Genomic DNA, 13,426 nt, shown 5'->3' with positions numbered 1-13,426 from the left:
CCTCTATGATGACGGCTTCGGACATGCCGGTGCTGGCTGACGCTCCTAAAAGCTTCATCAGGTTGAACGACGCCGAAAAGCATTTCGGCGCCGTTCGCGCTCTGGATGGGGTTAACTTCACAGTCGGACGGGGCGAGTGTGTCGGGCTCGTCGGCCATAATGGGGCCGGCAAGTCGACCTTGATGCATATGCTTGTCGGAACGCTGTCGCTCGATCGGGGTCGAATGCTGATCTCCGATACCGCTGAGGATAGTTATACCGTCAGCCGCGGTAAAAAGCTTGGGATACGCTGCGTATTTCAGGAACTGTCGCTGTGCCCCAATCTCTCGGTTGCGGAGAATACCCGCATCAATCATCCGTCACTGCGTGGCTTTGGCTGGCATCGCCGCGCCGCCGCACTCATCGGTGCCAAGCTGGATGAGATCTTTCCCGATCACGCCATCGACGCGTCAGACATCGTCTCGGATCTTTCGATTGGCCGGCGACAGATGGTGGAGGTCGCGCGTGCCTTCACGGTCACCGAAGATCCGCTCAACCTTGTCATTCTGGATGAGCCCACCTCCTCGCTTGACGCGCATACTGCCGGACAACTGCTCGCCTTTGTGCGCCGCTTCGTGGCAGGTGGTGGTAGCTGCATTCTGATTTCGCATGTGCTTGGCGAGGTGTTGCAGAATGCCGACCGCATCGTTGTCATGCGCGACGGCAAGGTCGTTGCCGCGGATGCTGCAAAGGCCTTTAACCGTGACAGGCTGGTTGCAACCATGGGTGGCGCCGGGCATCGCGAGAAGGTTGCCGCTGAAGCTCAAACCGGCGAAAGGACGGTTGGCGCGCTTCGAGTCAGGGCCCGAGCAGCACGGCAACGCGATGGCACGGAGCTTGTCGCGCATGCGGGAGAGATCATCGGTCTTGCCGGCCTTGCAGGACATGGCCAGACGGATCTCCTTCTTGATATATACAAGGCCGCTGATCGCCGGAAGGCCGGCATCGAGGTCACGGCGCCAGTGGCGCTGGTCGCGGGGGACAGGCAGTCGGACGGCATCTTTCCGCAATGGTCGATCGCCGAGAACATCGGCATCCGTTCGCTTTCGCGGCTGCGCAACGGTCTGCTAATTTCGCCCAAAAAGGAAGAGGAGCTCGCGGCGGTCTGGCAACAGAGGATCGGTATCCGCACGCCCGACATGAACAACAATATTCTTTCGCTTTCCGGAGGCAATCAGCAGAAGGCGCTTTTTGCCCGCGCGCTTGGCTCGGACGCGGATATCATTCTCATGGACGATCCGATGCGGGGCGTCGACATCGGCACGAAACTCGAGGTCTACGACCTGATCCGGCAAGAAGCGAAGAAGGGCAGAACGTTCATCTGGTATACGACGGAGACCGAGGAGCTGGACAATTGCCACCACGTCTATGTCTTCAAGAGTGGCAATATCGTTGCCGATCTCAGGCGAGACGAGCTCACTGAAGAAAAGATCATTCAATCCTCATTCGTGGAGGCCGGCTGACATGACGTCCTTTTCCAGTCAGTCGCTCGTGAGGACGCCGGCGCGTGGATCCGCTGGACGCGCGCGTGCCTTGCGTGCGTTGTTGCCAGCGCTTTCGCTGGCTCTGGTGTTGATCGCAATCGCCTGGCTCAATCCGCGTGCTATTTCCTATTTTGGTTTCAGCCTGATGCTGAACCTTGCAATCCCCATCGCGCTTGCGACGATAGCGCAGATGTTCGTCATCGCCGGCAACGAGCTGGACCTGTCGATCGGGACCTTCGTGGGCTTTGTCGGCTGCGTCACGGCGACATGGTTGCGCGACGCGCCGTTGCTCGGTGTCATCGTTCTGTTGGCATCCATCGGTGTTTATGCGCTGCTTGGCGCGTTGATCTATCTGCGCAATCTGCCGTCGATTGTTGTCACGCTGGGAATGAGTTTCGTCTGGCAGGGACTTGCCATTCTTGTTCTGCCCAAGCCGGGCGGCAAGGCGCCGGAGTGGCTGCAGGCGATCACCTCTTTCAAACCACCCTTCATACCTTTCCCGATCGTTGCAGCGATTGTCATTGCGGCTGTCGTGCATTTCGGGCTGATGCGCACTTCTTATGGGGTCATCCTGCGCGGATCGGGTGGCAACCCTGCCGCGCTCAGTCGCGCCGGCTGGTCGCTGCTGCGAACCAAGGTCACTCTTTTTGCGTTGGCGGGGCTCTTCGGAGTGTTGTCCGGCATGACGCTGATTGGCATCACCTCCTCGGGAGATGCAAATATCGGCAACGGCTACACGCTGCTGGCGATTGCCGGCGTCATTCTCGGCGGTGGCGAATTCATGGGCGGGCGTGTGTCGCCGATCGGCGCGGTCTTGGGCGCCCTGACACTTGCGCTTGCGGCCTCTTCCTTGCTGACTTTTATGCGTATCCCGCCCGATTGGCAGGTCGCGGCCAATGGCGCAATCCTGATCATTGTGCTTGCCGCTCGCGTGCTCATTAGCCGAAGGGAGGCATAAGGCTCATGCAGCAGATCAAGGCGCTCGCCGCAAAGCCCTGGATATGGTCCTTCGTCGGCGCACTGGTGGTTTGGCTGGCCACGATCATCTTCACCGGCGGCTACGGCGCCGGAGGCATGATAACCGCGGCATTGTCGCTCGCCGTGTTCATGGTGATTGCCGGCACCGGCCAAATGTTCGTCATCACCCTGGGGCCGGGCAATGTCGACCTGTCGCTACCGGCCAATATTGGTCTCGCCAGCGCGGTCGCGATGAAGGTCATGGACGGCCAGGACAGCATGATCGCGGTTGGACTTCTGGCGGCCCTTGCCAGCGGCGCGGCGATCGGCGCCGTCAACTACCTGCTGATATGGGCGCTGCGCATCCCGCCGATCATTGCCACGCTGTCGGCAAGCTTCGTCATCCAGTCGATCGATATCAGCTACGGACGCGGATTGCAGATCAAGCCACCCCCGGGCTTTGCTGCATTCACCAATGTGCAAGTTCTTGGCATTCCGCTGCTCGCGATTCTGATTGCATTGTTTACCGTCGGCGCCGCGATTGTTCTACGCCGAATGATCTATGGCCGCTCTGTCCTTGCCATCGGGCAGAACATCCGTGCCGCCTGGTTGGCTGGCGTCCATGTCGGGCGGGTCCGGTTCCTCACTTATACGCTTTCTGGCACGTTGGCGGGTTTGAACGGCGCCTTGCTCGCCGGCTATTTCCGCGGCGCCAATGTCGATATCGGCAACGAATATCTGCTGGCGTCGATCGCGGTGGTGGTGATCGGGGGAACCTCGGTTGCCGGCGGCAAGGCGAACGTTCCAGGCGTCTGGGGTGCGGCGCTCTTCCTGGTGCTGCTTTTGACCATGCTCAACACGTTCGGCGTCAGCGCAGGCATTCGCCTCCTGCTCACCGGCCTGATTATCGTCGGAGTGATCACGGTCGCGGGCGGCGAAAAATCTCCGACGTGAAGTCCTGCGATAGTTCGGCAACTTGGCGGCACCTTCGCCTTGCGGGTCGATCTCGCGTAGAAGCGAAGGCAGCCGGCGGACGTTGGAAAGGCGCGTGCATCCGATATCGAAGGCGCCGGGGAGACATAGATGTCCGTTATGCGTTGTCGAGAGCTGAAGCCAGATCGGCGATCAGGTCGTCGGGATGTTCTATACCGATTGATAGTCGGATCGTTGATTCCAACACGCCTATGCGATGGCGCACCTCCGTCGGAACGCCCGAATGCGTTGTGGTCGCGGGGTGGGAAGCAAGCGACTCCGTACCCCCCAGGCTAACCGCCAGCTTGAAGATCTGCAGCGCGTTCAGGAACTTGAACGACGCCGGCTGACCGCCCAGGATATCGAAGGAGAAGGTGGAACCTGCCCCGCTGCACTGCGCGGCAAAAGTCCGGCCAGTCGCAGATGCCGGGTCAGTATAATGCAAATAGTGGACCTTCTCGACCTTCGGGTGGTCGCGCAGGAAATCGGCGACTGCCCGTGCATTGCTGTCTGCTCGTTCCATGCGTATTTGCAGAGTTTCCAGCGAACGGCCGAGCATCCAGCAGGAATGCGGATCGAGCTGTGTGCCGATCGCTCCTCGCAATGCCTTGACCTGCTTGATCAGCGCCTTTGGGCCGAGCGCCGCACCGGCAATCAGATCGGAATGGCCGCCCACATATTTGGTTAGCGAATAAAGGGAAATATCGGCTCCATGTTCGATCGGGCGCTGGAAGACTGGACCCAGCAGGGTGTTGTCGCACGCGATAATCGGTGTATGGCCCTGCTTCAAGCCGATTGCATCGGCTACGCGGCGGATCATCGCGATATCGACCAGGCTATTCGTTGGATTGGCGGGCGTTTCCAGAAGAATGACAGAGACGCGGCCTTTTGCCATTGCTTCCTCGGCCCGAGCCATCACCGATGCTTCGCTGACCCCATCCGCGAAACCGACTGCTGAGACGCCGAGATTGAGGAATGTTTTTGCAATGAGCGTTTCAGTGCCACCGTAGAGGGGCTGGGAATGCAGCATGCTATCGCCAGGGCGGACAAAGGCCAACAGAGTTGTGGCGATTGCCGACATGCCCGAGGAGAACAGCGCGCCGCTTTCCGTGCGCTCATAGACGGCCAGGCGGTCTTCGACGATTTCACTGTTCGGGTGATTGAAGCGCGAATAAACGAGACCTACGCCTCTACCTTCCGGCGGTTCGTTGCGACCGGATATGTAATTGAAGAAATCGCGCCCATCCTCGGCTGATTTGAAGACGAAAGTCGACGTCAGGAAGACCGGAGGTTTGACCGCACCCTCCGACAGTTCGGGGTCGTAGCCGTAATTCAGCATTTGAGTTTCGGGGTGCAGGGGATGGTTGCCAATATGGGTTTTCGATGGATGTGGTGCTGTCATGACGGTCTCCTGGTCGATGACAAGAACTTCAGATTGCACATTATAACACTGCCGATGGGCGTTGATGCGTGGATCAAAGTCCAATGGCTACCACCTATGTGGCTGATGCCACATAGGCATAACGTCTCCAGCCGCCGTCACATCGGAAAGACGAAGTTCAAGGTGACGAACCGGCGGAGGTATGAGGAAGGTCTTTGCAGGCGTGGTAGCTGAGATTGTGGCTGACGCCCGTCGTGCTGACGATGCACCGCACTGTGAAGAACGACGTGCGGTGGCTACTTTGATGGCAAGATTTGATCGGTGGGCACAGCTGCCGCCGCCCTAGGCAAATGCCATGCGCCTCACATTGGCTACGGCGACCCTTGAGACTGTGTAATCTCAGGGATTGCCGAGCCAGCGCTTCCCACCGACATCTTGCATGCGTGATACAGCCGCGTCGCCAAAGGCTTTCAGCTGCAGCGGTCATGCCGAAAGCAAAGACTATATCGACAGCAGCTTCCGCAACCGGGCAAATAGGCTCGGTGGCCTTCCGGCGAGCAGCGGACGAATAGAGCGTGCGACTACGGCAGAACTGACCGTTTCGCCGAAATGGCAATAGCAGACAATTCCGTGCAACTCATGATCCGTGAGTTCGAAGAAGCGCTTTGCCTCCCCGTAGCTGTCGCCCTCCAAACCGGCGGCGCGAAGAACCGGATCGGCAAAGGCAACGGAGATCGGGGAACTGTCCGTCCGCATCGCCGCCCGCGTCTCACTAGGCTGAAATTCGGTTTCGCGCAAAGTGGAAAGAAACTGCCGAGGACTCCGCTCAAGAAGATCTATCCAACGTTCGAGCCGTTGGCTTCGCGACATCTCTCGATCAATGAAATCCTGATCAACTTTTGCAATTTTCTGCAGGTCATCGCGTGCATGCTGCTTCATCTCGGCCTCCTATTTGGCGATAGTTGGTCCCCTCAGATGTAACTTCAGCCCACAGTAATGGTGATCCCAAAGAGACAAGATGTCCAGTCACGTTGGGCTGCCGGATGATCTGCAGAACGAGAAATATCACCCACACCGCATGCCCCCGCTCATGTCGGGCGATCGGAAGTTCGCGCCTCACGTTGAGGCGTGTCCTGCGACAAACGCATCCTGTTCTTTCGGAATGGCCGTGCGTTCATCCGTTTTCGGCCGCAGCCTTATGCGAAATGATCGCGGAAGGCCTGTGGTGTCGTTCCGAATGTTTTAAGGAAGCTCCGGCGCATGGTCTCGTCCGAACCGAAACCGCAGCGGATACGTGCCTGGCGAAGTGAAAAACCCTGCTCCAGCAGACGCCGTACAGCCTCCACACGGATATCCTCGACGGCCCGGGCAGGTGTGCGCCCGGTTGCCTGGCGATAATGCCGCGAAAAGCTGCGCGCGCTCATGTTCGCCTGCTCGGCAAGCGCCGGCAGCGAAAGGTCTCTACTGAGATTGTCGAGGATCCACGCATGCAGGCGGTCGAAGCGATCACCGTTTTCCTGTAGTGAGAGCATGGTGCTGAACTGTGCCTGGCCGCCCGGCCGCTTCAGGAAGACGACAAGTTCGCGTGCGACGGCGAGCGCCAATTTGCGACCGAGATCCGCCTCCACCAGCGCAAGTGCCAGATCGATGCCGGCCGTAACGCCTGCCGATGTCCATATGTTGCCGTCCTGGACAAAGATCGGATCGGGCTCCAACCGCACATTGGGGAAGCGTTTGGAAAACTCGTTGCACCGGTGCCAATGGGTCACCGCACGTCGTCCCTCCAGAAGTCCGGCCTCGGCGAGAAGAAAGGCGCCGCTGCAGACCGATGCAGCCCGCCGCGCTCTTGCTGAACGTTTTCGGACCCAGTCGACGAGGGCCGTATCCTCACAGGCTTTATTGACGCCGATGCCACCGGCGACAATCAAGGTATCGATCGGCTCATCGTCCTGGGGCAACACCGTCGTCGCAAGCATCAGACCCGAGGTCGTCCCAGTCTGTCGGTTTATTGCAACCGCGATCGCGTCATAGGGCTTTGGCTGACCGGCTGCGAGTGCCGCCTCGTTGGCGCTCGTAAAGACCTGCAGTGGCCCGGTTATGTCAAGCAGTTGGGCGTTTTCGAACGTGAGGATTTCAATGCGGCGCATGGTTGGCACAAAATGAGGGGACTTTGGCAAATACGCCAGATAGTGATCGCGTAAGCTTGCCGAAGTCAACCATTGGAGCTGCGATATGACCATTCGCTTCGGACTGCTCGTTTTTCCCGGCATTCAACAACTCGATCTGACAGGTCCTTACGAGATCTTCGCCTCCACGGAAGGCGCGGAGGTACATCTGATCTGGAAGGACACATCACCGGTCGTCTCCGCAACGAAACTGGTGCTTCAGCCAACGACAACATTCGATGATTGCCCTCAGCTCGATGTCCTCTGCGTGCCTGGCGGTGGCGGCATCAATGCACTGCTTGAGGATGAGGTCGTACTGTCCTTTATTCGCGTGCAGGCAGCGCAGGCACGTTTCATCACCTCCGTCTGCACCGGCTCCCTTGTCCTCGGCGCTGCCGGTCTGCTCAGGGGCAAGAAGGCAACGACGCATTGGAATGCGCACGATTTCCTCGCAAGCTTCGGCGCAATTCCAACCGCAGGCCGTATCGTTAAGGACGGCAATCTCATCACCGCCGGCGGAGTGACGGCCGGCATCGATTTCGGGCTGGCTGTTCTTGCGGCCCTCCTTGGCCAGGAGGAAGCGGAGACGGTTCAGCTCTCGCTGGAATATGCGCCGGCGCCACCGTTTCATTCGGGCACGCCACAGGAGGCGACAGCCGATGTGATTGCGCGGACGAAGCGGCGTCTTGCCGGCTCACGGACGGCGCGGGAAGCCATCATCGCCCGCCTGACGGCGGCTGCGCGCGTTCGGACTTAAGCAGGCTTCGCCGTATCTTTCGTGATTGCTTCGTGCTGACGAGAAAGGTTTCGAACCGCTGACGATGTCGTCCAGGTGCAATCGAATGGACATGTTTTTTGCCCTCGGACAGTATCCAAATCGACGCTGCCGTTCGCTGATGACAGGAACGGCGGTTGAAATCACCTTCGATGCAGCGTCTGCCGATCTGATACCGAATGTCATGCTGGCAGGAGTGATTCACCAGGAGCTCAACAAGATCGGCGGAGCGTCGTTCTCAAACAGCAAGAAGGAATTCGCGGCGACGATCCAGAAGACTTTTCCCCGGGACGTTCAAGCTCGCATCGAGAAGCGCGGTACGATCCTGTCCGGACACGTCAACGAGTTCGCAGAAAAGCCGACGTTTCTGCACGGGTCGACAGACGTCGGCGACGTCAGCTGGATCGTTCCCACCGGACAGGTCTATATGGCGACGGCCGCATACGGAACACCTCCGCATAGCTGGCAAGTGGTTGCGCAGGGAAAGACCTCCTACGCCCATAAGGGAATGCTTCAAGCCGGGAAGGTCCTGGCGGCCGCCGCCGTCAGATGTCTTACGGATAACGAATTGATCGGCCGGGCGAAGCAGGAGCACGTAAGGGAACTCGGAGGAGCTATACAAGCCTCTCATCCCGCTCGAGACGAAACCGATGAAGGTCCGCTAGGGCGAACGAAGATATAGCGATTCCGTTTGAGGCATCCTTATCCAGCACAGTGCCATTGGTGGGCCTAGTCGTCCAAAATGCAAACAGTCAGTTGTTGTCTTGGTCCTGCAGGCAATTGTGCTCGATGAAAGTCTCAAAGAATTCCGGCGCCGCGAGCCACCAGGTATTGTTCCAGTAATAGTCGCGGGCGTTCAGTCCGTGCATGTCGGATTCATCGTTCTGTCTGTTGCCCGAGCCGTCGGCAAAGTGCTGCCAACCGCGGGCTATGTCGAGCGTGCCGTAGGCGAGCGCATCTCGCGCTCGGCCCGCCGCACCCGCGCCGGCCTCATTGTTCCAGTCATCGATGTCCCAAAAGGCGCGAGCTACCTGGAGCGGAATGCCTCGGTTGTTGCTGCAAGTGGCGTTGGTGGGCGTGGCCGCATCGAAGTTCACCGACCAGCCGACTGGATTGCTGGCACTGTTGTTGGGGTCGAACCAGCTAACGACCGCGACATAGGAAGCCCAACCCTCGGTGGTCGCCCCGGAATCGAATTCGTCGCTTGTAAGGCTCCATCCATTGCCGCCCTTGCTCACATCGTCGGTGAGCGAATCCTGGCCGAATATCTGCATTTGCAACACATGGCCGAGTTCGTGCGTCGAAAGTATCCCATCTCGGCCTTGCGTCTTGAAGATATGATAGTTCTCGCGGTCCGTCGCGCAGCTCGTCGTGCAATCGTCCTTGCCGGGAAAGTGGAGTTTCACATTGCGGTTCATCAGATCGCTGTAGACCTGCAACATGTGCTGGGCGGAATCGAGCGTCATGATCCGCTGCGCGCGTTCCGACGCCACATCCGATGTCGGAAGAAGATATCCCGACGGAAACATGTAGCAGGTAGACCCTGCGGTACAGTTGTTGGCGACGTAGCGGTCGGGGTCGCCCGGCTGACCGTTGCGCCAAGTCGTCGCCGGGTGCGCGCCTCCGTCCCGCCGGACGACCTGAACGAACACGTAGTTCGAAAAACCGGTCTGATTCACGCGGTTGATGTAGCGCATGTAGACGTCCGGATCATGCTCGCCCAGGCTCGCGGCCGATCGTTCCCACTCGAACGTTGCGCATTGCGTGCCGCCGCCGTTGACATACCAGGTGCCAATCAGGTCATCCGGGCTGTTCTGATCCTTGTCCCAAAGTTCGATCTGATGGCCGATCGCATCCACGTCCGACCCTGCCTGGCATCCGCGCAGCACACCGTTTGCGGGAGCCGGACAATTGTTGCGGTCGTCTGCGAAGCGGAGATTGAAGCAGACGGTGCGAGGTGCTGCCGTTGCGACCGTTGCAAACAGGAAAAACGTTGCTATCGCGATGAAAAATCTGGCCGCGATCGTCATGTCATGGCTCCTGGCTTTCGTCGCGTAGGCGCAACTGGCGTTGCTCGCCTGGTTGCTCCTGAACAGCACCACCCCCGAGGCCAAGCGCCGGAGCCTGATGATGCTCCGTCTTGTCGAGCGGAACTTCAGCTTTGCCAGCCGCGCCGCCGGAGAGAAGGACGCGCTCGCCGGCTGCATCGACGCCAAGTTCGACTGGATCCGTGGCTCCCGAATATTCCTCCTGCGTTACGCGATGGACACCGGACTCGGAGACCACAACATGTACCCATTGGTCGATCCGTAGAGGTTCCGTTGTCTCGCCCTTTGCTGGCGTTTCGACAACAATAATTTTCACTGCATAGTAGCCTGGTTTGAGGTCGGAAAGCTCGTCGAGCCCAAGCGGAATCTCGGCCACGCGTTCTTCCTGCGAGCCCTTCTCCATCTGGAAATCGAGGCGTTTCTCGCGCACGACCTTGCCGTGATCGTACAGAGTCCAGGATGCCGACAGGTCGCCGCGTTCCTGCGGGCCGATCACAAGGTCGAGGCGTTCAAACGAATCGCGGAAAGCAAGCGGGACGTCCGGGCCTATCGCAGCGGCCGGCACCGCGGCAACAAGCTGGAGACCGACGAGCATGGCGAATACCGGTAAGGGCGGCGGGAGAATTCGCATGGAATGCCTCCAATCGCGGTGGTAGCCGCTTGGCGGCAACCTCGACAAAACTCAACTTTCCTTAGAATAGTAACATATGCTTCTACCTTGCGCCAACAAAACCGTTGTTTTCGCGCATAGATGGATGAATTGGCATCTTTGTTTCTCGGATGTGGCTACGTCGGTCGTGCGCTCGTGGAGATGCTTCGTCTTATATCTGCGATCTAGGCCGGTGAGGGCAGCGTCACAGGCGTACGCTATTCTGACACCGTTGGTGGTTTGCGTCGACGTGCTGCGGGTGATGATGGGTTCAGCCAGATGTCAGCGTCGTTAAATATGGGATGCGGGATCTTGCCAAGGACGATGTTTCGATGACTGCTAAAGCCTACATCATTGCGATGCTGTTGAGTTCCATCCTGTGGGTAACGTCATTCGACGTTGCACGGCATGCCTATCGAGACGCGCAGAAAGCAGGAGCCATACCCAATCTGCACCTCAAGGACAGCGTTCGCTGGATATTCGACGATGACGGCGTTTAGAGCGATCGGCACATCCTCAGCTAACCGGCAACGATGCTTGCAGGCACGGCAAGGCCGGTATCGACGACCGATTTCTGTCCGGTAGAGATAGCCTCCCTGACCGCCAACTCCGCCATGGCGAGAGCAGCCTCACGGTTCTTGGCGGCGGCGATGAAGCGGCCATTATGGCAAAAGCTCGCACCAGCAATGCCGCATGCCGCCTCCAGATCACCATTGACCAAGCCCGCCCACGCTGCAGGCAGATCCGCCCGTAGCTCAAACCCATCGTCTGCGCGACGAATGCCGGTCAAGCACCAATCCTTCTCGCGCGGGTGAACGACAAACAGCAGGTGCTCGGCGCCTGCCTTCACGATGGCGGGGCGAAAGGGCATTCCCATCGGGAGTTCAAGAATTCGCCCTTGGCCCGCGTCCTCGATTGCCTGGTGCACAAGCGCCTCGGCCCGCAATTTTGCGGCGTTTTGGGCGATCTTTGCCTCAACGAAACTACGGGCAATGGCGAGAGCACTTTGGAATCCGCGGTCGTCTGCCTCGGGATCGACCTCGTCGAAAACGGGTTTCAACGTCTCCAGCAGAACCGGCAGCGTGAGCCCGGCGAGTGGGCCTGCAACGGAGGGGCTAAGCGCACCATTGTCCGTCAGATCGACCGGCAGGACGAAGCTGGCATCGAAAGAGGCATGTACGGCCTCGATATGTGCTAGGGGAAGTCCTGAGGCAGCAAGATAGTCACGGCCGTAATGCTTCCAGATCAATCCGAAAGAACTGTACGGTTGACCGTCCTCCCTGAGCGGCGCGCCCCGCTGATGGTGATCGAAAATTCGCGCTGCAGCGTCATATGCGCCGCCGACATCATAGATGATGCGGTCGACGCCGGGTGTGATCCATTCCGGCGCTCTGCTGCGGATCAGACGAGCCTGCGGGAAAAGCCGGGTCAGAATAACGCTGGAGAGCAGCTCGTCGGCATGGAAGCCACCGGAATGGGTGACGAGGAAATCTGGAATCATGCCGGTCTGTACCTTGTTGTTCGCCGAGCGGCCGCTTGGGCTGGCACCAGATAGCCATTGTTGGATCCTATCTCAACCCATCATTCGGCCATTTGAGTGCGTTGTCCGGCCTTGATATCAGGCGTGCAATGCTGCGCTCACGCTCGCATTGAGGAACGCAGATGGCTGCCATGCGTTAATTGCATCAGATAGCCGTTGTAGTCGAAGGCAGTCATCGCCAAATGCATGGCAACGAGAAACAAGCGTTTCTCTCCTTTTGAGGAGATCAGTTATGGTTGGATTCAAGTCCATCAACGAAATGACAATCGATGAACGGCAGGAGATATTATCGGCGGTCGTAAATACGCTGGAAGAAAGCTCCACGGAAGCTTCATTAGAGGGCGAGGCTACTTATGCTGAAAACTCTCGCCATCTTGCTTTGACTATCAGGGGTTCCTCCGACGAGCTGGCGACTGACGAAATTGAAGCTGCGAATGTCCTGCTGCAACAGGCAATGACCTTAATATCGCAATTCCGTTTGAGACATCCTTATCCCGCGCAGAGCCTTTCGATTCACTGATTGAGCGATAGCGAAGGCGATCGAAAGATCCAATCAGATGCAGCCACCTACTGGCTGGAGTGTGACAGCATATGGGTCTCCTGGCAGAGAGGTCGATGAGGAAGGGAGCGGCGCGAGCTGCTCCCTTTTTCCGTCCAGCCTCTTCGGATTGATTATCGTCCCATGCCGACAACGGCTGGCGGTTCGATCATGATGGCATCTATTCCTAAGGCCTCATCGTCGAAGAACGAGCGCCGGGCTTTGCCCAGCCGATAGTCGTCCCATTTGTGTTCAGAACAGAACCACTGGGTGCCCTGGTCGACGTCGTAACCGAGCCCGCCCCACTTCACACATCCGGGATATTCGCAATAGTGATCCTCCAGCATCTGCTCCTCTGCAGAGCGTGAAATCCTTGCAGTATCGTCAGCCATCCGAGTGTCCTTCGCACGTTCACCGCCGTCGCTGCATAAAGAGCGAAGGCGCGGTTCCATAGTGGACTCACCACAGACGAGGGTAGGAGCGGGTGGTTAACCGATGGTTTCAAGTCGCTGGTTCCAGCGCTGAACCAGCTCATTTGATAGGGAGCTGGTTCTCTGCCAAACGCACTACGGCGTCCGTTATCAGGTTGAGGGTGCCGGGCCGAGCATTGCCTGGCATACGCCTGATCTTTTCGTCGACCGGCGCTAGCTGCTTGCCATGAATTTGGCGGGCTGTTTCATGGCCGCCGAGGTCATCGGCGGCTATTCGCCAACTGTTTAGACGATGCCGATATGTTTGAACTCGCTTCGGATAAGGCCGTAAAAAAAGCAAATAGACCTACGTATAAGTCATCCTCACCTCTTTGGTATGCGATCCGTCCTCCCGGTCAATAGTCAGGTCGGGGGGCCACTGTTATGGTTGAACTATATACTTTCGCG

General features: G+C 58.5%; 14 protein-coding genes. 7 read left to right on the top strand and 7 right to left on the bottom strand.

Annotation, left to right across the window (positions count from 1 at the left end; all coding sequences use genetic code 11):
• Positions 1–5: 5 nt before the first annotated feature.
• Genes FHT86_RS26910 through FHT86_RS26900 form a run of 3 tightly spaced genes read left to right on the top strand, consistent with a single transcriptional unit; the run spans position 6 to position 3,434 of the window.
• Positions 6–1,502 carry an ATP-binding cassette domain-containing protein gene (locus FHT86_RS26910; protein ID WP_246779680.1) on the top strand — a complete coding sequence of 499 codons (1,497 nt, stop codon included), beginning with the start codon at positions 6–8 and terminating at the stop codon, positions 1,500–1,502.
• Position 1,503: 1 nt separating this feature from the next.
• Positions 1,504–2,481, top strand: coding sequence for an ABC transporter permease (locus tag FHT86_RS26905; RefSeq protein WP_133710143.1), 978 nt, complete (start codon positions 1,504–1,506; stop codon positions 2,479–2,481).
• Between the two features lie 5 nt (positions 2,482–2,486).
• Positions 2,487–3,434 carry an ABC transporter permease gene (locus FHT86_RS26900; RefSeq protein ID WP_133710144.1) on the top strand — a complete coding sequence of 316 codons (948 nt, stop codon included), beginning with the start codon at positions 2,487–2,489 and terminating at the stop codon, positions 3,432–3,434.
• 136 nt (positions 3,435–3,570) lie between these two features.
• Here FHT86_RS26900 and FHT86_RS26895 read toward each other — a convergent pair whose 3' ends face one another.
• The 3 genes from FHT86_RS26895 to FHT86_RS26885 all read right to left on the bottom strand — a co-directional run bounded on the left by FHT86_RS26895 (position 3,571) and on the right by FHT86_RS26885 (position 6,980).
• Positions 3,571–4,854: a cystathionine gamma-synthase family protein gene (locus FHT86_RS26895; protein WP_133710145.1), complete on the bottom strand. Its 1,284-nt coding sequence runs from the start codon at positions 4,852–4,854 to the stop codon at positions 3,571–3,573.
• Positions 4,855–5,334: 480 nt separating this feature from the next.
• Positions 5,335–5,772 carry a hypothetical protein gene (locus FHT86_RS26890; protein ID WP_133710146.1) on the bottom strand — a complete coding sequence of 146 codons (438 nt, stop codon included), beginning with the start codon at positions 5,770–5,772 and terminating at the stop codon, positions 5,335–5,337.
• Between the two features lie 257 nt (positions 5,773–6,029).
• Positions 6,030–6,980 carry a GlxA family transcriptional regulator gene (locus tag FHT86_RS26885; protein WP_133710147.1) on the bottom strand — a complete coding sequence of 317 codons (951 nt, stop codon included), beginning with the start codon at positions 6,978–6,980 and terminating at the stop codon, positions 6,030–6,032.
• 85 nt (positions 6,981–7,065) lie between these two features.
• On the opposite strand from FHT86_RS26885, the gene FHT86_RS26880 reads away from it, so the two are divergent.
• Complete coding sequence (locus FHT86_RS26880; protein ID WP_133710148.1) at positions 7,066–7,755, top strand: DJ-1/PfpI family protein; 690 nt, start codon at positions 7,066–7,068, stop codon at positions 7,753–7,755.
• An 85-nt stretch (positions 7,756–7,840) separates the two neighbouring features.
• Positions 7,841–8,455 (top strand): hypothetical protein, encoded by a 615-nt coding sequence (locus FHT86_RS26875; RefSeq protein WP_246779679.1) that lies wholly within the window; start codon positions 7,841–7,843, stop codon positions 8,453–8,455.
• 70 nt (positions 8,456–8,525) lie between these two features.
• Here FHT86_RS26875 and FHT86_RS26870 read toward each other — a convergent pair whose 3' ends face one another.
• Both FHT86_RS26870 and FHT86_RS26865 read right to left on the bottom strand, forming a co-directional pair.
• The gene (locus FHT86_RS26870; RefSeq protein ID WP_133710149.1) at positions 8,526–9,803 is read right to left on the bottom strand and encodes a hypothetical protein; all 1,278 of its coding nucleotides are present in this window, start codon (positions 9,801–9,803) and stop codon (positions 8,526–8,528) included.
• Between the two features lies 1 nt (position 9,804).
• The gene (locus FHT86_RS26865) at positions 9,805–10,452 is read right to left on the bottom strand and encodes a hypothetical protein (protein ID WP_133710150.1); all 648 of its coding nucleotides are present in this window, start codon (positions 10,450–10,452) and stop codon (positions 9,805–9,807) included.
• 350 nt (positions 10,453–10,802) lie between these two features.
• Here FHT86_RS26865 and FHT86_RS26860 point away from each other — a divergent pair, with 350 nt between their 5' ends.
• On the top strand, positions 10,803–10,970 hold the full coding sequence (locus FHT86_RS26860) for a hypothetical protein (RefSeq protein WP_166656943.1): 168 nt from the start codon (positions 10,803–10,805) through the stop codon (positions 10,968–10,970).
• 20 nt (positions 10,971–10,990) lie between these two features.
• Here the strand turns inward: FHT86_RS26860 and FHT86_RS26855 are convergent, their stop codons facing one another.
• Positions 10,991–11,971, bottom strand: a complete 981-nt coding sequence (locus FHT86_RS26855) for an MYG1 family protein (RefSeq protein WP_133710151.1) — start codon at positions 11,969–11,971, stop codon at positions 10,991–10,993.
• Positions 11,972–12,242: 271 nt separating this feature from the next.
• Here FHT86_RS26855 and FHT86_RS26850 point away from each other — a divergent pair, with 271 nt between their 5' ends.
• Positions 12,243–12,530 (top strand): hypothetical protein, encoded by a 288-nt coding sequence (locus FHT86_RS26850; RefSeq protein WP_133710152.1) that lies wholly within the window; start codon positions 12,243–12,245, stop codon positions 12,528–12,530.
• Positions 12,531–12,682: 152 nt separating this feature from the next.
• Here FHT86_RS26850 and FHT86_RS26845 read toward each other — a convergent pair whose 3' ends face one another.
• Positions 12,683–12,940, bottom strand: a complete 258-nt coding sequence (locus FHT86_RS26845; protein WP_133710153.1) for a hypothetical protein — start codon at positions 12,938–12,940, stop codon at positions 12,683–12,685.
• Between the last annotated feature and the right edge of the window lie 486 nt (positions 12,941–13,426).

Source organism: Rhizobium sp. BK313, from assembly GCF_014193655.1.
Lineage (GTDB): Bacteria > Pseudomonadota > Alphaproteobacteria > Rhizobiales > Rhizobiaceae > Rhizobium.
Note: the sequence above shows the minus strand (reverse complement) of the source record. Positions and strands in the feature narration are given on the sequence as shown.